The organism is Erythrobacter litoralis, from assembly GCF_029760855.1.
GTDB lineage: Bacteria > Pseudomonadota > Alphaproteobacteria > Sphingomonadales > Sphingomonadaceae > Qipengyuania > Qipengyuania litoralis_A.
Genome location: NZ_SOSI01000001.1, coordinates 584259 through 605000, shown reverse-complemented (window position 1 = coordinate 605000; position 20742 = coordinate 584259). Strand labels below are relative to the sequence as shown.

Genomic DNA, 20742 nt, shown 5'->3' with positions numbered 1-20742 from the left:
AATTGGCGCCTAACGATACCGCTTAAGTTGCTCGAACCAACACCTCGCGGATTTCGTCGAAAGAGCTGGGGTCAAAGACCAAATTTTTAAAGCGTGGATTCCACCGCGCTCTACCTTTGCATGCTGTTTTGACTACGGAAATCAACTCTTCATTCGGAGCGTTTCTAAGAGCCAATCGACCATCTGGTAAGCGGCTTATTGTTACAGTGCCATATACCGTCTCGATAGTTTTCAGGGGGGTGTGGCTGTGGTGCTCTCTAATTGGAGTTTCATCGCTTTGCACGACACTCGCGCTATCTGGAATACCAAGACGTGCCCGCCAATCTCGATTGGCAGGAATGTGCGCTCCTGCCAGCCGGTGACCTATCGTTTCAAGATCCGCGCTCGACATGCTGTTGGCAAGATGTCGGCCAAACATTCCGAGCGCACGCTTCACACCGATCTGTTCTGCTTGCTTCGACCACCATTGCGCAAAGTTATCAGATTTGACGACATGCGCATCGGCGGGAAGATTTTTACGGTTTATGCTGGATGTTGGAGAGATCAGAACGACCGGCGTGATTGTCCGGATCGTCGTCACATCTTCTTTGTCGAGCCACCGACGAAGCAAGATGATCTGCCGACGGGCCTGATTGACCGGCGATGCGATCGGGGTAGGCTTCTTTCCATACCAAATTGTCCAATCGCCATGTTCGTCGCAGCTTAAATTGCCTGAGTAGTTCTTCGATTCCAGAACCCAGGCCGCTTGTTGAACGCGATGGATCACGAGATGGTCGATCTGCGCGACGTCGCCCTCTACCTCGAGCCGGAGATCGTGCAAAATTCCTATTCTATCGGAAGCCCCAAGTTCCCTATTGAGAAAATGCGCTGTAGTTTTTTCTCCTGCCTCGCCTTTACGCAACCTAGCAATTTGGCTGTCGATCTTAGGTCGGTACTCTGGAGAAACTTCCGTCCTGAGGTCCTCCAACTGCTTAAGATCATTAGAACTGCCTTCCGCCTGTTTCAGTAGCATCGACGTGACCCTCTCCGCGACCCGATCTCGAGCTCTGTACACGCGAAATATTAAATCATCTTAGTCCAGTTGAGTCATTCTTCGATTGTATTTGGTTTTAGATGCGTATGATGAGGGAATTGTTCTTGGCTTGGCTGGGCCCGCCCTTTTGTGCCTCCGAGCGCTGCCCATGCTCAGTTGTTTTTGGGCCAAGCGCACGTTGTCGATGGCGACACCTTGACGTTTGGCGATCAACGTATCCGCCTTGCGGGTATCGATGCTCCGGAGAAGCAGCAGACGTGCCCACGTAACGGTATCGAATGGGCGTGCGGCCAGGAAGCAACGGAAATTCTCACCGGCTCTCTCGACGGCAAACAGCTGCGTTGTACAACGGGAGGCCATGATCGCTACGATGGCGCCTTAGCAACATGCATCGTCGGGCAAGCGGACATTGCCCGTATGATGCTTGCAGCTGGCTTTGCCTTTGTGAGCGAAGATGCCTCTGAAGAGTCCAAGGCTGCATACCAACAGGCCATGGATACAAAGCTGGGCATCTGGGACGGTGAAGTGCAAATTGCGGCGGAATGGCGTAGCGCGCATCCGCAGCCTACGTCTCCTGTGCGCAATATCGCTCGGGCTACATCGATGAATACCGCTGCACGAAAACCACGTTCGCATGGCGGCTCTACGGTCAATGGCTAGCGTACAATCAAAGGCAATTGCAGCCCTCGGGGCGAGTGGATCTATCACCTCCCTGGTCGGCCCTACGATGTTCAGACCTGGGCCGAAGAGTGGTTTTGTTCGGAAGCTGAAGCACAAGAAGCCGGGTATCGACGGTCAAAGGCTTGATGATCGAGATTGAGGTCAATGCAGCGTACTGCTGGGTTTGGCGACCAGTTCGTTGATCCTCCGCACGATGGAGGCAAAGGCTTGCGCCCCGGCCAAATCGGATGCGGCAAGAAGTTCATCTGAGCGCGCGGCGGCGCGGAGCGGGGCATCGGTACCATACCGGCTGACGAAGTGCGCAGCGCAGGCCCACGTTTCCCATGCGTTGATCATGTAAGCACCATCTTGATTGCTGCGTAGACTGCGTAAAGGTGCAAGACGGCAAGTAAGGCGAACTCGAGTTTGAGCCTCGCCTTGCCACGATGGTTCTCTTCTTCTCGATCTGCCCATTGGCTCATTCCTTCCGCATGACAGTGGCCGGTTAACGAACGCCTCTTTCCTACAGAGAACAAAATGTGAACAAACGAGCTTCCCAAATGAGTCGGAGGCCAACATGCTTTATCTCGATCCGCCCGCTATCCTTGCTTTCTCCGCCCTTGTTACCGCTGTGTCCACCTTGGTCTGGTCTTGGCGGCGCAAACCATGAGCAGCAAGCGACTGGACGACGTCGGTGACTTCCGCCGCCACGGCTACACACTGCGGATCGACTGCCTTACCTGCAAAAGGGTAGCTGTGCTTGATCCAACGGCGATCGTGACCCTTTGCCAACGTAAGGGTTGGTCACGGCAAATGGCTCTGCTCGAACGGCGGCTGCGCTGCTCGGTCTGTGGTTCGAGGGAGGTTCGGTGCGGGCCCGGCCTAGCAAGCAAAGCGTGATGACCGGTTCATAGGCAATAAAGCTGCAGGTTTTGATTAACCGATTAACGAAGTAAGAAATGTCCGCTTCGCGCCCCAATTTCGGTCATTGCGGCTCGCCTGGCGATTGCCTGAAAGCGGACAAGGTTACCAGCTTGGCCGAATGGCCCGGTTTGGGACATTGCCGACGGTCGCCACAATGAGAAGGAGCGTCTTGTTAGGCCAAAACCGGTCATTCGGAACGCCGCGTAAGCCCTAACCCCTATCTCCAGGTCGTCGGACGATTCGAACAACCGGCTTTGGGTATGAAAATGCAGATGGCCACCAACGCTGTTCATTATCAGTTTGGCGCGGAGGAGCTTATTTTGTAGTTCCGTGGCCGGGGGGAACCAAATGGCTGTTGCTCAGATCAAGAAAAGCGCCATCGGCAAAGTTGCTACCTTGACCGACGCGAGTCTGACAAGGCCGAGCCAGAATATTTCAAATAGGCGGCATCGTGCGTGTCACTCCGAGCGTCGGGGGTAATCTTCAAATGCCTCCACCAGCCGCCGCTACTATAACGGTCCGCGCCACGCTCGCCATGCTCGACGGCCCCAAGCGAGAAATTGCTGAGGGTGTCGCCAATGACGAATATGTTTTCTGGCTAGGCTCGGGCATCTCGCGCGAACGCATGCCGGACTTGCGCGATGTCGCGAAGCGCGTTCTGGTAACGCTCCAGGCACGGATTAACCAATCCGATCCCTCCTGCCGATTCAAGCAAGCCCTTGAAGGTGTCGTGACCCTCGCCAACCCGAGCCCTGATGAATGGGGGCGGATTGCATTCGATCAACCAGCTGACAGTTGGCCTGACTATGAGGCGCTGGCTGCTCGCTTAGTCGGCAATTATGCTCGCATGCTGGACGTGCCGGTCGATGGGGAGGAAGCGGACTATCTGCTGTGGGATGTGCTCGACGCCGCCAATGTCTACGCGAACCCAACGATCGAGCCCGATGCCGAGCATCTCTGTCTCGCGGCGCTAGCAATCGAGGGCGTGGCCTCGGAATTGCCAACCGCCAACTGGGACAATCTGATAGAGCGGGCCGTCGAGCGGCTGGCTGGCGCTCAGCCGGTCCTGCGCGTCGTGGTCGCGCCCAACGAGATTCGGTGGAACCGGCTGCGCGCGAACCTCTACAAATTCCATGGCTGCGCCAGGGCGGCGCAAATCGACGCGGCGCAGTTTCGCGGATTGATGGTTGCGCGCCAGAATCAGATCAATGGCTGGAGCGCCCGAAACCCCGTCATGGCACCGTTTTTGACCGGGCTGATCACACGGCGGCCGACGCTTATGCTGGGCCTGTCGGCCCAGGATTCCAATATCCAGAATCTGTTCGCTGAAGCCCAGGCGGCGATGGCCTGGCCATGGCCATCCCACCCGCCCGCCTATGCTTTCTCGGAGAATGCACTGGGCATCGACCAGCGCGGTCTGCTGCAGAATGTCTATCATCTCCATTATGGCCCGGCGAATCGCTCAGCCATGGAGTCCGAAGCACTTGTTCAGGCCTATGCCAAGCCGCTTCTCCTCGCTCTGCTGCTTTTCGTCGTCACCGCGAAGCTCAAGCGGCTGGTAGAGATCGGTAGCCCAGATCTTGCTACGGCCGACCGGAACAAGCTCCATGATGGCCTCGAGCACGCCCGCAATCTCGTCGCCGATGGGCTGAATCCGAACGCCGCCGAGGTAGGCGATCTCATACTTCAGTGGGGCCGCGCCATGTCTATGCTGCGCGGTGGCCGCCTGCCCGATGTCGCCAGCGGCATCTATGCGCCAGTCACGACCGAGCCGCTCCACCGCATGCCCGCGGATCCTTCCTTGGCCGATAGCGGCGTCTGCCAGTTTGCAGCGGCCGCCGCGTTGATCGGCCTCGGTATCGATCGCGGGCATTGGACGGCAACGCCTGCGGATACGACCAATCCGGCCTCGGGTGCACTTGTCCTGACCGGGCGTAGCGGGCCAGCGAAGGTGTATTTTGCCGCCACCGCGCAGGCTGCAATCCGGCTCGGCACCAACGGGCTCGTCGCCGACAATGACGACGTGGTCATCATCCATAGCCATGAGACTCCGCCGGCAATGCAGCGCTATCCGAGGCGCGCGCCAGGCCGGGTCGGACTGGCGTCTTTTCGGGAGGCGAGCATGGAGGAGCTGTTATCGGCCGGTACCGAGGTCGAAGACCTCCTCGGCCGATTCCGCAGCAAGGTGGCGCTGTGATGGCCGCAGGTCCCACCGAGCGCGTCGCTGACCTGCTTCTCGCAGCGAAATACAAGCGCATGCCACTGCCCCTGCAGGTGGCTGGTATCGATTTCGACGTCGCCGGCGCGTTCGTGGCCGTCGGACATTTTGCGGATCTCGTCGTGATCGGCGACATGGCGGCGCAGGGCGAACGGAAGGTTCTGCAACAGGTGGAGGGCATTGCCCGAGCGCTCGATGTCATGCGCTCGCGGCGACCGCTCACGACCATCGCCGTGGGGCCAAGGCCAGTGGGCAAGACGCTGGAGGCACTAGCGCAGGTGGGACGGATCCTTTCAGTCGAAGAAGCCAGCGATCCTGCGGAGCTGCGAGATCAGCTGGCGGTGTTGCTACCGCTCGAGCTTCCCGCCACTTTGTCCGCCGACCGCGATCTCGGCGCAGGCGAGGCACTCGACTTGTCGAACCATCCGCTTGCCATCCAGTTGGTCGAGACGTCGAAGCGCGGCGAGGTGGCTGTCCGCGATGAGTTTCATGAAGCGCTGAGCGCCGTTTTCGCCGAGACCGAGGCCGAAGGGGATGATGACGGGGAGGCAGAGGAATGATTCGGCTGAAATCCCTTTATGTGAAAGACTTCCGCAGTATCGACGGCGAGATCAACGTCTCGCTGGATGCACCGATCGTGCTCATTCACGGACCGAACGGATCGGGCAAGACGAGCCTTCTCTCGGCCATTGAACTGGCACTGACGGGCGGTGTCCCATCGTTGTCCCGGGCCGAGCCCGACTATCTGAGCTTCTTGCCGCACAAGGACCGGCCGTTCGGCGAGGTGCGCCTCGAAGTCGGCGGTCCGGATGCGCCGCTGAGAAGCGCAGCGGTCCGCGTCACCACGAACCAGGTCACCGGCGTACCGATCCTTGGTGCGGAAGAAGCCCGTTTCTTCAGCGAAAGAAGCTATCTCGCCCAGTCTACTCTCGGACGGCTTCTCGAAATCTACCAGCATGCCGACAAGAAGGCAGATTCGCCCCTGACGAAGTTCGTGAAGGAACTGCTTGGCCTCGATCGAATGGAAGCGTTGATCAACGGTTTGCACAACGCCGGAAATATTTCTCGCTTGAAGGCGCCGGTGCCCGATTATGGAGAGGTTCGCGACGCGATAACAGCCAAGGAAAAGGAGATCGGCGACCTCGAGACGCGCGAGCGTGAAACGGCCGAGAGCATCCGCCTCAAGGAGTCGGAATTTCGGGAATCGCTTGCCAGGATCGATCCTACGCTCCTCGATCTCGATCACGCGGCTCTCCTCTCGCGTCTGACCGAGGATCCTGAGGAGACAGACTTGGTGGCGCTCGTGCGCGCCCGGCGCGAGCTTGAGGTTTCCGAAGAAAGCTGGCGAGGCGCGATTGTCAGTGATGTCGGCGATCGCAGCGCATTCGAGAACGCCAACAAGACCGCCCGTGAGGATCTGGACCGCTGGACGGCCGAGCATGGTCCTGCGATCGACGCGCTGCTCGCGCGCGGCGTCACCTTCTTCGCCGATCTCACGGTCACGGCGGAGGGGAGCTTTGGCGAACGCGCGCGCAGTCTCGCCAGTAGAATCAGCGGGGATCTCGAGCGCGTGCAACGTGTGCTCGGCGCGCATGAACTCGCCCTGCAAGACAGAGACGATCTTGCGCGCCAGCTACAGGAGTCGCGGGCCAGACTGGCGCGGGTCGACGGCGAGATCAGCTCGGCAGCCGACGCCAATCAAGCCATCGCACAGACGCTATCCAATCTCAGCTCTCATCTCGACGGCGAAATTTGCCCGGTCTGCGACCGAGATTATTCGGAAGTCTCCTCTATGCCGCTTGCGGCTCATCTCGCCACCAAGATTGCCGCGATGGTCGAGCAGGCGGGCAGGCTTCAGGCGTTGACCCAATCGCGCGCATCGAACCAGGCCGAAGTGACGCGGCTCGATCGCGATTTGCAAGCAGCGGCGAGCCAGCTGATCGACGAAGCGGAACTCACTCAGCTCAAGACGCGCGACGCCGATCTGAATGAATTGCAGCGGCAACTTGCGGACGCTGGTGCCGTCATGGCCGAAGGCGATCGGCTGCGCGCCGAGGCGAATCGCGCGGCCCAAGCGTTGCTGTCGCTTCAGAATGCGGACCAGTCGGCAATCGCTCTGCGCAACAGCTTAGACACACAGGCCCGCACGCTGGGCGTCGCCATCGTGGATAGTCTGCCGACCGACGCACTATTGACCCTCTTGCGCGAAACAGCGGAGCAACGCGAGGCGGCCCTTACGGGTCGGCAGGAGGCGCGCAGGAACGCGCTGGAAGCAGCCAATGCTCTTGCAACAATCCGCAAGGAGCATGGCACGCTGACCGGAAGCATAAGCGCCGCGCGCGATGCGTTGGATGTCATCAAGCGTCAGAAATCCTCAGCCGACGCGATCATCGAGGTTGGCAGGGATATTGCCCGTAAGACTCGGGAGGCGCGGGGCCGAGTGGTGAGGCGGGTCTTCAACGACGAGCTCAATTCCGTCTGGCGCGACCTGTTCGTTCGTCTTGCGCCCGAGGAGCCCTTCATTCCGGCCTTTGCGATCCCCGAAAGCGCGGGCGCTGACATCGAAGCGGTGCTTGAGACCCATCACCGTCGCGGCGGCAAAGGCGGAAATCCGCGCGCGATGCTGAGCGCGGGCAATCTCAACACGGCCGCACTCACGCTCTTCCTCGCGCTGCACCTCTCGGTAAAGCCGAAGCTGCCCTGGCTCGTGATTGACGACCCGGTCCAGAGCATGGATGAGGTCCACATTGCTCAGTTCGCCGCGCTCCTGCGCACCCTATCGAAGCAGATGCAGCGACAGGTCATAATCGCTGTCCATGAGCGATCGCTGTTCGACTATCTCGCTCTGGAACTCAGCCCTGCTTTCGATGGCGACCGGCTCAACCTCATCGAGCTTGGCAGGAGCGCCATCGGGCAGACGACGAGCCGGTGGGATCCGAAGCTCTATGTCGCCGATCGCGCGATCGCGGCATGAGCTGTCTTTGGTAGGCATGAATCTCATCGCCCCGGATCCCGATAGGACGAGGTTGAAGGTGCGTTCTGGACAATTGCCGGAATGACAGATTATCTCGTGACGGCCGCGCCTCCAGCCATAGCAATTAACATGGATGCTGAAACGGCCGGCCGGCGTGCGATTGCTGGCTTCCTTTTGCAGATCCTGCGCAGCATCAAGCTGGGTCTCGACATGAGCCTCTCCTTTATCCCGCTGGGCGAAGGATCGCAGCTGATCTTGCATCTAGAACCTGCGGAAGGCGGTGACGCTCAGGTCGTTGGCGGTCCTCGCGATATCGTCGAGCAGATAAAGATGCGCAAAGATGCCAGGATGTGGGACAGCGGCCAGATCGCCTCCAAGGTCTTTCCCGACCTTCTGAAAGCAGTTTGTTTGGGACAAGAGCAGGAATTCCGCTTCGTCACCAACAATGGCAAGGGCCTCGGCCGCCTACAGGACTATATTGCGGCGCGCGCCCAAGGCTCGGAACGACAGCACAAATGGGGCAATTCGAGCCTTTCGCGCGACGCCTTTGAGCTTCGGCTTGCAAAGTCCGCAGGCCTTGCTTCGGTTACCCTAAAGCTGCGCCATCTGCTCGACCGTTTCCGCATCGAAATCATCGATGTCGATGCCACGCAGGACGATATCGACAAGCGGCTGACCCCGCTCCTGAAGCCGGGGGAGTTCGCAAGCGACAAGCGCCACCAGCTCATCGGCCAGCTGATACAACTTGCCACTGACGGCGCGAAGCTGACGCCACAGGACCTTCTCGCGCTCATCAGCCCGGATGCGCACCGTCGCCTCGCCCATATTCAATCTCTGCCCAAGCTGCTGGCGCGCCATGTCGACGAGGACACGAAGCTCCTCGGCTATTTATCGGAGCAACAGGCCCGTCGGGGATTGCCCAACATCGCGACCAGCTTCGCGATCCTCTCCGGCGAATCTGGCCAGGGCAAGACCTACACGCTGGCCCAACTCGCCTTCGATCAGATCGCGCGCAGCGAGCTTGCCATCGTGATGCGGTCCCCCGCGAAGATCGAGGACGTCGTCGCCTGCATCAGCGAACGGATCTGGGAGCCCGCCTATGGCGTGAAGGGGACGCCCGCGATTGTGGCGAAGAGCCTGAAAGATGCATTCGCACAGGACAATGGCATCTGGCTGACCGTCTATATCGACGACGTGCAGGATCGCGTGTTTGCGGAGCGGCTCGCTCGGCTCAAGTGGCACGAGTACGGGATCCGGGTCATCGTCGCGGCCCAGCCGCGGATCACCAAGGTTTTTGCTGGAATCCGGAAGGACCCGGAGGTCATTGAGATCGGCAATTTCCGTAGCGCCGATCTACATCGCTTCCTCGCACATCACGAACGCGCTGAGGCGCTGGATACGATGCCGGACGATGTGTTCGAACTTCTCCTAAAGCCCGTTCACGCGAGCATCTTCGTCAAGCTGCCGAAGCGCGAGTCGTGGGCCGGCGTCTCCGAGTACGAGCTCTTCAGCGCCTATTGGGAATATGCCAGCAGCGAAGCACGCGCGCAGGTGGACCATCCCAGCGACAAATATGCGCTGCGGGCGCTCGCCTCCCAGCTGCTGAGCGGTAAGAGCAACTATCCATGGCGAATTCCCGACCTTAAGGCCGTCGACCTCAACGACGAGGCGATCCTGAGGTTGGAGCAGGTCGGCCTGCTCCGCCGGCCGACGTCGGACCGCATCCAGTTCGCCACCGACCGGATGCTCAACTGGGCGATCGCCGAAGCGGTCGCCGAGGAGATTCAAGAGGATGGTCTGACCGCGCCCCAGGCCGAGGCGCTCTTTGCCTCGATCGATGGCCTGATGGCCAAGAACAAGGAGCGGATCGGCAACCGCCTGGGCTATGTCTATTTCGATGCGCTCTGGCTGTTGGCCGAGCAATGCGAGCCTCAGTTCGTTGCTGACCTCACCTGGGAGCATGTTGTCCGCCTGCCTCAGGAAGTGCGTTCCGAGGACAAGTGGCGCAGAGGTTTCGGCAGCATTGGGGCGAACATCGTCCCCGCCCTTGAGTTGCTGAGCAAACGCGCGTTCGACGAGGAGCGCGACTGGGATGTTCCGTGCAACATCCCCTTCGCGCTCGCAGCTGTCGCGGAGGCAGACCCGGCGCCCGTGCGGGAGCTGATCGCGCGGCAGGTTGCCTCTGACGAGGAGCGTGAAGTGGTGATGGGCCTCAGGGCTGCCCGCCTAGTTCCCGCTGGAGCAGCGCTGGACGCGATCTGGAATGTGCATCTGGCACGGTCGATCACCTTCGAAGCCTCCAAGGGCGACGCCGATGTCGATAACCGATCGCGGGTCTTCCATGCGTATCAGCTGAGCTCGGAGGCGTTTCACAATTCGGTTCGCGCCAACCCTAGCTGGGTCAACGCGAAGCTCGCCACCGAAAGCCAAGCCGTGGCGATCGACCAGCTTCTTTGGGTGCTCAAGGATATCAGATCAATCGACAGCGAGGCCGCCGCGGAAATCTGGGTCCGTCATCGCGAGCGGATCGCCACGCTGATGCCGACGCCGAGTCCCGCCCTGATCGCAGCGATCGGCCATTTTCGCGAGACGTCGCTTTTGCCGGCCCTCGATAAGGCAGCCGCCGACGACGACGAATGGACTCGAGATCGGGTTCTACGCAGCCTCTCGCGGCTCAACCCTCAGGAAGCCATCCGCCACATTGCGGAAGGCAGCGACGTCTATGGCTGGCGCGCCGCGAACTGGTGGTTCGACGATCTTCATGCAGCGGACCCGACCGCGCTGGGCGCTGCCATCCGCACGCGGGTCCGGGCTGGGGACAAGCCCGATACCGACGCGGTCTTGTACTATCGCTTCAACCCCGAAGCGATGGACCCGCAGACCCTCGCCCTTCTGCTCGACACGCTCACCGAGAACCTTTGCACCTTCAATACGATCAATGATGATCCCGACGGGCGCGAAGACGGCCCCAGCCATCCCTTGCGGTTCCTGCCGCGCCTGAGCGAGCCTTGGCAGTTCGAGGCGTTGCGAGCCCGCGCCGGAACCGAGCTCGAGACCCAGCTTGTACGTTTCGCCTCGTCGCGGCGCGGACGCATGTCGATGACCCGCGACACCACCGGAAACGAATGTGAGCGCATCCTCGCGATGATCGCCGGGGAGGGTTACGACCAGTTGGTCCTAGCCGAACTCGGCAGGCCAAATATGTTCGGGCGCCAGGACGGCTACATTTCGTCGCTCTGGTCAAGCTCGAGCACCGTCTCGTCCGCGCTACAGAAGGTGCCGCCTGACGCAGGCGCCCAGCCTTACGGCGAAAGCAAGCGCATGGGCGCGCTCGCAGTCCATGGTTGCGACGCGCAGCTCGAAGCGATGGTCCGTGTTGGCGCCAGTGTCTACATAGACGCTTCGGAGATGCGGAGCTCCGCCGGGAGGGACTTGTCCGGGCTGCGCGTACGGATCGCCGAGCTCCTGGCGCTCGGCGATCCGGAATCGCTGGACATCGCTGCCGCACTCACCGGGTTCCTTTTGGATGCTGACGACGCGAAGCCGCTGGTCGCCATTTACCTCGCGCCGGAGACCCCAGTTGCGCTTCGCCGCAGAATCCTTGGTTCGTTCAGGGCATTGCAGTTCTACACGCCCGAGATCCTTCCGCTCACCCGCGCGCTGCTGGAGGGCCAGTTCGATGATGAGGCCCAGTTCGTCGCGACCTATCTCGCCGAGCGGGGCGACAAGGATGCCAAGCAGGACGTAATCGACTGGCTGTCTGGGCAAGACCTCGGCACCAACTCCGCCTCCCGGCGCGGCTATCTGGATGTCCTGGTGAAGGATCCCGCGGGCAAGACAGCTGTCATCCAGTTTCTTCGGCGCTCGCGCGAGAATGGGCATCTGCTCATCGATGGAAGACAGTTGCAGCTACTTGCCGAGGCCGGCGACGCATGGGCACAGGACGAGTTGGTGCGGGCAAGCTACCGATATTCGGGCTTCGACCGTGGTAACGCTGTCACCGCCATCGATTATCTGCGCCAAGAGGAGCCCGATGAAGCCTTTTTCGCTGCGCGCCGCCTCCTGCTTCGCCATGATCTCGCCGTTGCGGCCGACCTCATGCTCGAGATCGATCCTAAACGTGCCGGCCAAGAACTGATTGAGCGGTACCGCGGCGCCAAGCCCTCACTCCGCCTGGAGCTTGAGCGGCGGCTGCGCATCCACCTCGGCGGCGAGGGCCTGGCGGCCTTGGCCTCCCCGCTAGCTACGGCCTCACGCGCCAAGGACCGGACCATAGCCGCCCGGCTTGCCGCGGTGATTCCTCCCGCTGTCCCACTGCCATGGCTCGATATGCTTGCCGGGGATATTTCGCCCGGCGTTCAGGAAGCTGCTCGCGATGCCCTCCGGCGGCGCGCGTACGAAGCTTCAGCGATGGAGCATATGGCACTCCTAATGACATCGCCAAAGCCGCTTCAATGGGCCAGGCTATTGGCGATCATCGAGCTGGTGGATCCATTCTTTCTCTGGTCACGACACGACCCTTCGAGCCTCGGGGACGTCTTTGACGCACTGCCTTATGAGTTCTTCGACGAGGCCGGTCAGGTCCGGAAGCAGCAACTCAAGCACCGCGAGGACGCAGCCAAGAAGGCCGACAAGGATCACTGAAGAATTGGCGGAAGCTTCGGAAAGATTCAAATTCGACTCCTGCGATCGCGCGGCGGACAGAATGAGGGCGCGTAGCAGTTTGGCTGGTCGCTGGAACGAGAGTGGCAGGCTCCGGGAGAAACAGCCGTTCAATACCGAATTAGCGAACGACTTGAATTGGTCGGCAGCCGCCCTTTCTAAGGCGCTAATCGAACAGCGGCTTTCCGCCTCTCAGCGCCCAGAACCAGCCATTCAGGAATCGGCCCAAAAGCTGACACGGGGCGGCTGGCGGTAGCGACCGCTGGTCTCAAACCGTTAGTGAAGCCGGTTTACACCTTCTTCATACTTGCCGTTATTATCTTCGACGACTTTGCGATCTTCGAGCGATTGCGTAATCAAGCGTAGTGAGAAGAAAACCAATGCCCGATACCGTGCGGCTCGTTGCCACCGACGTTGAGTGGGCCGAGTTCCTCGTGTGGAGCGCGCAACCCAAGCCGATGATGCTAGACCGTTATGGTAGATACCCGGACGTTCCGCATGATCTAGCTGACAACTTGTTCGCGCGTCTAATAAAGCGATTGAGCGAAGGCGAGCTTGTCGGTTTCGGTCGCTGGGGTGAAGAGCCCTCATTCCAAGAAATCGGGCCCATGCATTGGGCGACAATGTACTACAATATTTGGTTCAATGAACTTGGCTATGCGGAAGGTGGCCGGGTCGGCTTTAGTTCGATCTGCATCGAACAACGCACCGTTCAGAAAATTCCGCCCGAGTTGCCTCAAGTGCGCTCCGCAGTACGTCGGGTTATGAGTAATTGGCTCAAAGCAAATCCAGTATCTTTAATCACAAAAAAGGACATGCTTGAGCGAGTGCGTGCAGAGCTGGGCTTAGAATATCATGTGTCTGAAACCTTTTCAACGGCGTCTGGCAAACTGAATTTCCTAAGCAAAACAAGTACAGGAACCGCCCGCCAAAGTGAGTGAGCTGTAAGGCTGGAGCCTATTTAAAGCCTTGAACCACTTCCTTGCCTCTTAGCTAGCGCCCGTCTGCGTAAGTCACTCCCGCCTTAGTCCAAGGCGAGGTAATCACGTGGCAAACACGCAGATGTTTTTAACAACCAAAGAGCTGGCGCACCGCTGGCGCATAAGTCCGCGTACCCTTGAGGGATGGCGCGATAAGGGGATTGGTCCCCAGTACAACAAAATTGGCAATCGAGTCCGTTACCACATCGAAGTCATTGAGCGTGCCGAACGCGACTGGTCGACCGTATCACCTGAAGTTCTCTGAGAAATGCGTTGCGCGGCTTTGCCGCGTATGGCGCATTCGTTTGGCTTAATCCGTTTGGGGATGCGCCCAAAATAATCCCGCTACCAAATGGGGTGAGATCATAGCGGGAACCCGAGTCCGAAAGGCAGAGCGGGGATCTCCGGAACGGCACAAAGTTTCGAGAAGCAGCTGCTAAGCGGGTGGGCCGGTGCCGGCACCACTTGCGCCCGAATGCGACGGCTGGCTCCGAGGAGCATCTGATACGCAGTAGGGGAGGACCAACCCAGCCATTTGGCGGGGGTTGGTCGTCCTATGCTCTCCGCTCCGACTTCACCAAGAATCATCAACAGGATGTGGGAAGCTCGGCATAGGGAATGCCTGCGACGCGGGAGCAATCTAAACGGCGGAGCGTCGTGGGCATTCCCTTTGGCGATACTGAAGAAAAAAGCTCGGTGCTTGGAGACCGGCATGTGTGCCTTGCAACGACAGGTATGGGAGGGGGGGTTTCTAAAACCTTGGCGCCTTTGTTCCGGACACCGGCGGGGGGCAAAAAAAAATGCAAAACCGAAAAATGATAGGGGGGGTAACCGTACTACCTATTACGAAGCGGTCCCCCCAATTGCGTTGCGCAACGTTCAAATATGAAGCTGAAGTACGCGAACTTTCGACACAAAAGTGGCCCCCCGAACCAGATGCGCGATGTCGACGTGCTTTTGTTCAAAGTGCGGCTCGGCACATGTTGGACCGAGTCAGCGCTAGATGTGGCTTTGGCAAACCTGGCGTGTTTGCGGGGCGTGTGTCAGGGCTGCGGCCAAGCGCTTAGCTGGTTATTCGGCGTTGCAGGCTTTTGTGGCCTCTACTCTACAGAACAAGTCGCTGGTGCCGTTCCCGATGGTGAGCCGTGGAGCGCTCACCACAATCAAGCTTAGTGAGCACATCCGCATGGTAGTGAACCTGATCGAACGCTCTGTGGGAAATGTTTGTTGTTTCTCGAAATTTACCAAAGAAAAGTATTTCGTAGAACGTCGCGAATTAACGGGAATTGGGCCGATTGTTGCCCGTCTGCTTGCGGTGGAGAAGCGCGCAAAGCAACGAGCTTATCGGCGCGCTAAGCTATGGGGGCCATCCCGCACTTCACCAAGAAATCCCAGATATCGTTGTAAGCCGCGATCGGTCGGGTTCGGTCAATATCCGAACCAGTTGGCACAAAGACAACCATACCTTGGCGGGCCCGCGTTAGCAGAACGCGATACGAGTTCGCGATGAAGGCCTTGCGGCTTTGATCATTGACCGCCTGCCACTGGGTCCCGCGAAACTGGAGCGCTTCCCAAATGTCGCCTACTCGTCGGAAATTCGCGTCCCAACAAACGCAGCTCCAGTCGAGCTCTAGGCCCTGCACATCAAATTCACCGGCGGCATCCTCGAGCGTATGTGACGAGCGCACGTCATCGCCAGGAGCAAGAAACCACTGCGACGGTTCGATCTTTGCTTTGACGAAGATACCGTGAGGTTTGAGCCGGGCCGCATTTGATGAGGCAAGCAAGCCGGCGCGCTCGTTACCGCGCGTCTTACCGCGAAGCCAAGAGCGAGCGGCCTCAAGGTCTCGAGTGATTAAGAGCGGGAAGCCGGTAAGCTCATTGCTGATCGCTCGCGCTGCCTCGGCGTCGCCTTCGATGACTTTCCCAACGAAGTCAGAAAGGCGTTCGGCGCGAAAGGAGCGCAACGAGGTCGCAAGGTGTAGCGCCGGAGCCGTTGTCTCGCGCTCAATCGGAATGGTATGCTCCAGAGTGGCAGGCAGATGCGCTTCCCAGTGCGGAAAGGAGCGCTGCAAAGCCCGTAGCCATTCTTCGATGCCAGCCTCGCCGGTGTTGATTTCTTGGCCGCTGCCAACGAGACAAATGATAGCGCACCAGCCATTGTGACGGTCCATGATGCTGAGCAAGAACTCGGGCTCTGACATCGAAAAGCCGAGTTGCCCTTTCTTCTGCTGCATGAACTTCGAGGTCTGTTCCACGTCCCAAGCGCGCTGGGCTTCATCGAAGATGGCGACCCGCTCAATCGGCGGCTGGTCGGTTGCCAGAGCATCGTCGCGGAAGTGATGAATGTTTTGGATAAAGGCAGACGCACGGCGATGTTCGTCAGTGGTCGGCTACTTCGCTAGTAAATTGCAGATATGGGTCGCTGTTGCAGTCTTTGCTAGCGCATATTGATCAGCAAACTCCTCAACACCCTTGGCATTCGCGGCACTGAAGTGTCGATTGTATTGGTCGATATGATGCCCGACTTCGTGAAACAGAATGCCTTGCAGATAGAACTTACGAAGTGATGGGACCGTCCACTCCGAGAACCACTCCCGACCACGCTTCCTGATGACCCCACCATAGCGAGCGGTTTCGTTCACGATCCTGTTCGAGGGGCGTTTCTGCCCGAACGACAACTCCATCGAGTTTGGCCAAGGATACAGTGTAATGACCCGAACTCCGCTCCCACAGGCAAACCAAGCCAATGGCTGAGAGCGGTTGATAAAATCAGACTTCTTTAGCCGCCGAAGCCAGACGTGTGTGATGCCCTCGCAGTCGCGCTTTGGAAGCGATCTAAGAGCCTCAAGCACTTCCTCACCACTAAGCGGAAAGAAGAAGTTTTTTGAGGGATTTTCTTCGATCAGGATAGGCAACTGATCTTGCGCGTTTGGCCGCTCAATTGAATGTGCTCGTTGGAATATGTTGTCGGCGAACTTTCTGCTCTGCCGACCACCATAGATGTCGCCGAAGGTCCTACTCTTCTTCCAAGGTGTTGGGGTTGTAGGCATTTGAGGCTTTTCAGCATCATTGAATGCTTGGTCAAGCTATGTCCGCTTTCCACCCCAATTCCAGCCGTTCGATAGGGGCGTACGAACCGCCTAAAAGCGGACTAGCTGCTTTGCTGCGATTGGACCCGGAACCGGACCTACTGACCGACAGCCGGCTATCGATTGGGCGACAAACGGAGCTCAGATGGAACAACCTCAAATTCGAGTTTATCTTATCCAGTAGTTTGGATTAAGTATAATTACTTGGGTTGACTTCGTTTTAGTTTTGATTTTTATTCTCTCATGACATGATTTGAAACAGAGACATGTCTAGAAAAAAAATAATATTCGGAGATGGAATATGAAATTTGGCAAGAAAACTGCTATCGGTACAGCTGTAGTCACAGCTGCGATCACATTCAGCACAGCAGCTATGGCGTATGTGCCTCGGGACTACTGCAATAGCCTTGGCAACTCGTGGCGCGACTGGGTAGACTGGGTCGTTATGTGTACCTGATCGTTTATTGACGTTCCTGAGCGCACCGTGGCGCGTTCACATGCACGGCGAAGGTCGCGATCTTCGCCGTGCTGTTTTTATGGTCGGCGAATTCTATCGGTGCCCGCCACCAACCTTTTCGCCCAAATGCCTGCGCGGTCATTCACACCATTTATGATCGACTGTCGCAGAAGAATGTTGGCGATCAAAGTTCGACTACCTTCAGGTCTTGGGGGATGGCCCGTTATTTATGGGGGCCATGACAGCTTTCTGGATTTAATCGCATATCCGGTCGAAAGGTTCGAACTGTTGCTACCGCACCGGAGAAGCCTCAAAGGTCGTCAAGACATACCCGAGGTCGTCATCCAGTTTGCATCGTAGCATAGCGATGATAAATGCGCAGGTATCGGTCAGCCTGAAGGAGCGTGCAATGGAGGGGTCGGGCAAAGCCAGTGAAGAGAGCCCTATCGCATCGGGCTCTGCAGAGACAAACGATTTCCGGCAGCGTATGACTCGGCTGCTCGAGGATCTCGACGCTGCCGGCGAGACACTTGCTGCTGTCCATGTGGAAACGGCCCTTGCCAAGCTTGGTAAGTAGCTGGCCCGCGAAGGACGATACGCGCTCTGGACCAGACCACCATTCACACGTTACAATATCTGAATGTCAGACGCCCCCGACATTGATGCGGTCTATCGAGGCTTAACGGAAAAGCAGACCGAGACGCTGGACATGGTCGGTGAAGGGCTCACCCATAAGGAAATTGCAGCAAAACTTGATATCTCCGCTTCGGCCGCCACGCAGCGGATCGAAACCCTTCGCGCGAAATTCGGGGGCGTAACCAAGGCCAGGCTAGCTCGCCTGCATCGCGCGCGCTGCGAAAAAGCCACCTGTAAAACTGTTACAGGTAAAAAGTCTCATCTGTTCGCCAGCCCGGCCAAAGGGCCACTCGGGACCCGGCACGACGACAGTTTCAACATGTCGCTTTCGGACAGTGCGCCGGTTTTTCGGCGCGACATTCCCTGGAGCGAGATGAGGGAACCGCGCGTGGTGCCGGAGGTGCTCGACGGCAAACACGCCTCGACGTTTCGATGGGCCGCTGTTGTGATTATTGCAGCCGGCTTGCTGGTACTCGTTCTGGTTATGCTAGCGGTTTCCCAGGCCATCGGATCGCTACGGTGACGTGATTGCTGCCTCCGATACCCAGCAGACCGGTCTGAGCGCCCGGTCTTCGGAGACGAAGTTATGTTGCCAATCGAACTCGCCGGCAAACGGATTGCCGAAGACCTTGACGCTGCCGAGCGGCTTGCGAATGAATTCCTGCGTGCTGCCGCCAAACTGCAAACGAGCATGATGAATGCCTGCATCGATTCCGAACTGTCGCCGCATGACGGACAGGTTGCCGTGGCAAGGGTGCAGGAAGCGCAGAGCCAGATCGTCGGCGCACGCGCAAACCTGCTCAAGGCGCACAAGAGCATGCGCAGCGATTTTATCAGGATCGTCGGTCTGCCGGATACCTTTACCCGTTGTCCGACCGGAACGCTTGAAGACCAGTCGAAAGTCGCCTGACACGATCGATTGCGGAAAAGGGACCTCCCTTTTGAAAGCCGCATGATCGACGATCTGATCGTCTATCGGGCCGCGCTTCAATATGCGCTTGTTTTCGGAACATCTGCCTGGGCCTTCGCACGGGGCGATGGGCCGGAGAAAAGCGTCGGACTTGTCCTTTCGGGAATGATTATCGCTTTCCAGCTGGCAACCTGGCTACTGCCTGCCAGCCTCACCTACGGCGAGGTCATTCCCGTATATCTCGCGATCGATCTGTCTGTTTTCATTGCCTTCACACCAATCGCAATGCGTGCAAACAGGATTTATCCATTATGGCTCTTGGCAGCCCAGCTTATCGCCCTGTTGATGCATTTCCAGCGCGATCTCTTTCCGAGCATCGAACCGCTCGCCTACTATGCGCTGACTCACGGCCCGTCATGGGTGCAAACGTTCGCGTTTCTTGGCGGGATGATCGCCCATCGGCGCAGGCTACGACGGTTCGGCTCATACCGTTCCTGGAAAACATCATCAGTCCGATCATAGGCAAGGATGCGGGATCCGTATCGCGCCAGTTGATCCACAGCTTCGGTTCTATCGGGCGGATACTGTCCGTTTCCGATAGCAGGCTTGCAGCCGCGCTAGCCGATTATCCGGATGCAGTCGGCGCCATACGTGCGGTACGCGATCTTGTTCAAGTTAGTCATACTGGTCAGTTCGAGGGCGCCGTCGTCACTGTCGATGATCCGGCGCTTCAGACTTATCTCCTATCTCAGCTGTGTAATCCGGACGAAGAACGCCTCTTTGCAATTTTTACGGACGAACACGGGCGCTTCCTGAACGGAGAACAGATGTCGCGTGGTAATCGGACCGGCGTGACGCTTCATCCCAGAGCAATCGTTCAGAGAGCTCTGGACCTGAGTGCCACCGGAATCATTCTCGCGCATAATCATTGTTCGGGCGATTGCCGGCCAAGCGCCGAGGACATCGTAACGACACGAAAGCTGCAAAGCCTTCTCGAAGGAATCGAAATTGAACTGATAGATCATCTTGTCCTGGGCGGGGGCAAGATCTTCAGCATTCGCGAAGGAGAACTGCTTTGACACGCCTCCAGATCGCGGCCCGGCTGCGAGAGACCGCCTATCGCTTGCTCGAGTCCGCTTCCGAGCTCGAGAACGAAGCCGCGCCCCTCGATCTGACGAGCTATGCTTTTTATGAACCCTCACCGCTGGAACTGCGGACTGAAGCCCTGCGATTGTACGGCGCGCGCCGAAAAAGAGACAAAATTATGTCCAGGGAGCTTTTCGGCGAACCGGCGTGGGATATGCTTCTCGATCTTTTCATCGCTAGCGTAGATGGAAAGGATCTGGTCGCAACGAGCGTGTACAGTGCCGGAGATACGCCGCCAGCTACCGGGAAACGGTACCTGGATGTTCTGTCCGAACGTGGTCTGATTTTCTCGCGTCTGTGCCCGACAGATTTTCGAAAGATCTTCTACAGTCTGACGCGAACCGGTTATGCCGCAGTAGGAAATGTCCTGGCTGAATCAATTCGCCTGCGGATGCCGAAGGACGCATCACGGTGGCAGGTACAAACCACTTCGCACAAGCGAGAGGCTCTGAGCGATATCTGAATCGCTCGCCTAGTGAATGCGGGCAGTCGAGGGGGTGCGATGAGATGCCCGCGAGAGCCTGCTGGCTTCATGCATTACTAGGCCAAGTATCGCCGCGGCGAATGCAACGGCTTCCCATTGATGCTCCTGCGTTACTTCGATCCCGTAATCAGGCAGACATGCCGTGGCCATAAAGGCTCCAGCGATGGATCGACTTGTGATCCAGCTTACGGTCGTCGGATTGTACAGGCGCCGTGCAGCGCTTTCCTCTGCTCCAACAGCGAGCAGCGAGTCAAAGATATCGGCGCTGGGCAAAACTCCGACAATGGACGGGGTTAACGCCGGACCGTTTTCTAGTGCGGCTCTGACCTCGCGGAGAAACTCTGTCCGAGCATAAGCCGTATGGCAATGATGAGCATCGACGAGCAATTGCTCCGCGGTACAGAACCATCTTACAATCGCGTCATAATCTTTCTCATTTTTAGGCGGCATGCGAGCTCTATGCATGAGTTTATCACGCGAACAACTCCGTGATCCCTCCGTGCGTGATTGTCTTGTGGTGCCTTTGTCTCGTAGCAGCCCCACGGATACGGGCGGCAATGGTCGCG

16 protein-coding genes and 1 pseudogene are annotated in these 20742 nt (G+C 58.4%); 13 read left to right on the top strand and 4 right to left on the bottom strand.

Annotated features, from left to right (window positions below):
* Positions 1–22: 22 nt before the first annotated feature.
* A complete protein-coding gene (locus tag E3U23_RS02730; RefSeq protein WP_279349646.1) occupies positions 23–1012 on the bottom strand; it encodes a nuclease-related domain-containing protein in 990 nt (329 codons plus the stop codon).
* A gap of 216 nt (positions 1013–1228) precedes the next feature.
* Between E3U23_RS02730 and E3U23_RS02725 the strand changes: the two genes are divergently transcribed.
* On the top strand, positions 1229–1693 hold the full coding sequence (locus tag E3U23_RS02725) for a thermonuclease family protein (RefSeq protein ID WP_279349645.1): 465 nt from the start codon (positions 1229–1231) through the stop codon (positions 1691–1693).
* A gap of 162 nt (positions 1694–1855) precedes the next feature.
* On the opposite strand, the gene E3U23_RS02720 is transcribed toward E3U23_RS02725, so the two are convergent.
* Positions 1856–2050, bottom strand: coding sequence for a hypothetical protein (locus E3U23_RS02720; RefSeq protein WP_279349644.1), 195 nt, complete (start codon positions 2048–2050; stop codon positions 1856–1858).
* Between the two features lie 1102 nt (positions 2051–3152).
* Here E3U23_RS02720 and E3U23_RS02715 point away from each other — a divergent pair.
* From E3U23_RS02715 to E3U23_RS02690, 6 genes are all read left to right on the top strand, one after another.
* Entirely contained in the window at positions 3153–4814 is a 1662-nt protein-coding gene (locus tag E3U23_RS02715; RefSeq protein WP_279349643.1) for an SIR2 family protein, read from the top strand.
* Entirely contained in the window at positions 4814–5395 is a 582-nt protein-coding gene (locus tag E3U23_RS02710; RefSeq protein ID WP_279349642.1) for a hypothetical protein, read from the top strand. Before E3U23_RS02715 ends, E3U23_RS02710 begins: the two co-directional genes overlap by 1 nt.
* Complete coding sequence (locus tag E3U23_RS02705) at positions 5392–7809, top strand: AAA family ATPase (protein ID WP_279349641.1); 2418 nt, start codon at positions 5392–5394, stop codon at positions 7807–7809. Before E3U23_RS02710 ends, E3U23_RS02705 begins: the two co-directional genes overlap by 4 nt.
* Positions 7810–7938: 129 nt before the next feature.
* Complete coding sequence (locus E3U23_RS02700; RefSeq protein ID WP_279349640.1) at positions 7939–12453, top strand: hypothetical protein; 4515 nt, start codon at positions 7939–7941, stop codon at positions 12451–12453.
* A gap of 398 nt (positions 12454–12851) precedes the next feature.
* Positions 12852–13412: a hypothetical protein gene (locus E3U23_RS02695; RefSeq protein ID WP_279349639.1), complete on the top strand. Its 561-nt coding sequence runs from the start codon at positions 12852–12854 to the stop codon at positions 13410–13412.
* Between the two features lie 106 nt (positions 13413–13518).
* The gene (locus E3U23_RS02690) at positions 13519–13716 is read left to right on the top strand and encodes a helix-turn-helix transcriptional regulator (protein ID WP_279349638.1); all 198 of its coding nucleotides are present in this window, start codon (positions 13519–13521) and stop codon (positions 13714–13716) included.
* Between the two features lie 1087 nt (positions 13717–14803).
* On the opposite strand, the pseudogene E3U23_RS02685 reads toward E3U23_RS02690, so the two are convergent.
* Together E3U23_RS02685 and E3U23_RS02680 are read right to left on the bottom strand one after the other, a co-directional pair.
* Positions 14804–15820 (bottom strand): annotated as a pseudogene (locus tag E3U23_RS02685) (DNA/RNA helicase domain-containing protein); the annotation flags it as partial.
* A gap of 24 nt (positions 15821–15844) precedes the next feature.
* Positions 15845–16504, bottom strand: a complete 660-nt coding sequence (locus E3U23_RS02680) for a hypothetical protein (protein ID WP_279349637.1) — start codon at positions 16502–16504, stop codon at positions 15845–15847.
* Positions 16505–17367: 863 nt separating this feature from the next.
* Between E3U23_RS02680 and E3U23_RS02675 the strand changes: the two genes are divergently transcribed.
* The 6 genes from E3U23_RS02675 (at position 17368) to E3U23_RS02650 (ending at position 20155) form a co-directional block, all read left to right on the top strand.
* Positions 17368–17577, top strand: coding sequence for a hypothetical protein (locus E3U23_RS02675; protein ID WP_279349636.1), 210 nt, complete (start codon positions 17368–17370; stop codon positions 17575–17577).
* A 63-nt stretch (positions 17578–17640) separates the two neighbouring features.
* A complete protein-coding gene (locus tag E3U23_RS02670) occupies positions 17641–18159 on the top strand; it encodes a LuxR C-terminal-related transcriptional regulator (protein WP_279349635.1) in 519 nt (172 codons plus the stop codon).
* Positions 18160–18222: 63 nt separating this feature from the next.
* The gene (locus tag E3U23_RS02665; protein ID WP_279349634.1) at positions 18223–18546 is read left to right on the top strand and encodes a hypothetical protein; all 324 of its coding nucleotides are present in this window, start codon (positions 18223–18225) and stop codon (positions 18544–18546) included.
* 42 nt (positions 18547–18588) lie between these two features.
* Positions 18589–19068: a hypothetical protein gene (locus E3U23_RS02660; RefSeq protein WP_279349633.1), complete on the top strand. Its 480-nt coding sequence runs from the start codon at positions 18589–18591 to the stop codon at positions 19066–19068.
* 29 nt (positions 19069–19097) lie between these two features.
* Positions 19098–19625 (top strand): JAB domain-containing protein, encoded by a 528-nt coding sequence (locus E3U23_RS02655; protein WP_279349632.1) that lies wholly within the window; start codon positions 19098–19100, stop codon positions 19623–19625.
* The gene (locus tag E3U23_RS02650) at positions 19622–20155 is read left to right on the top strand and encodes a hypothetical protein (protein WP_279349631.1); all 534 of its coding nucleotides are present in this window, start codon (positions 19622–19624) and stop codon (positions 20153–20155) included. The genes E3U23_RS02655 and E3U23_RS02650 overlap by 4 nt, the downstream gene beginning before the upstream one ends.
* Positions 20156–20742: the final 587 nt, after the last annotated feature.

Coding starts and splice junctions, on each gene's coding strand:
- E3U23_RS02730 (WP_279349646.1), bottom strand. CDS start 1,012: ATGCTACTGAAACAGGCGGAAGGCAGTTCTAATGATCTTAAGCAGTTG.
- E3U23_RS02720 (WP_279349644.1), bottom strand. CDS start 2,050: ATGATCAACGCATGGGAAACGTGGGCCTGCGCTGCGCACTTCGTCAGC.
- E3U23_RS02715 (WP_279349643.1), top strand. CDS start 3,153: ATGCTCGACGGCCCCAAGCGAGAAATTGCTGAGGGTGTCGCCAATGAC.
- E3U23_RS02710 (WP_279349642.1), top strand. CDS start 4,814: ATGGCCGCAGGTCCCACCGAGCGCGTCGCTGACCTGCTTCTCGCAGCG.
- E3U23_RS02705 (WP_279349641.1), top strand. CDS start 5,392: ATGATTCGGCTGAAATCCCTTTATGTGAAAGACTTCCGCAGTATCGAC.
- E3U23_RS02700 (WP_279349640.1), top strand. CDS start 7,939: ATGGATGCTGAAACGGCCGGCCGGCGTGCGATTGCTGGCTTCCTTTTG.
- E3U23_RS02695 (WP_279349639.1), top strand. CDS start 12,852: ATGCCCGATACCGTGCGGCTCGTTGCCACCGACGTTGAGTGGGCCGAG.
- E3U23_RS02680 (WP_279349637.1), bottom strand. CDS start 16,504: ATGCCTACAACCCCAACACCTTGGAAGAAGAGTAGGACCTTCGGCGAC.
- E3U23_RS02675 (WP_279349636.1), top strand. CDS start 17,368: ATGATAAATGCGCAGGTATCGGTCAGCCTGAAGGAGCGTGCAATGGAG.
- E3U23_RS02670 (WP_279349635.1), top strand. CDS start 17,641: ATGTCAGACGCCCCCGACATTGATGCGGTCTATCGAGGCTTAACGGAA.
- E3U23_RS02665 (WP_279349634.1), top strand. CDS start 18,223: ATGTTGCCAATCGAACTCGCCGGCAAACGGATTGCCGAAGACCTTGAC.
- E3U23_RS02660 (WP_279349633.1), top strand. CDS start 18,589: ATGATCGACGATCTGATCGTCTATCGGGCCGCGCTTCAATATGCGCTT.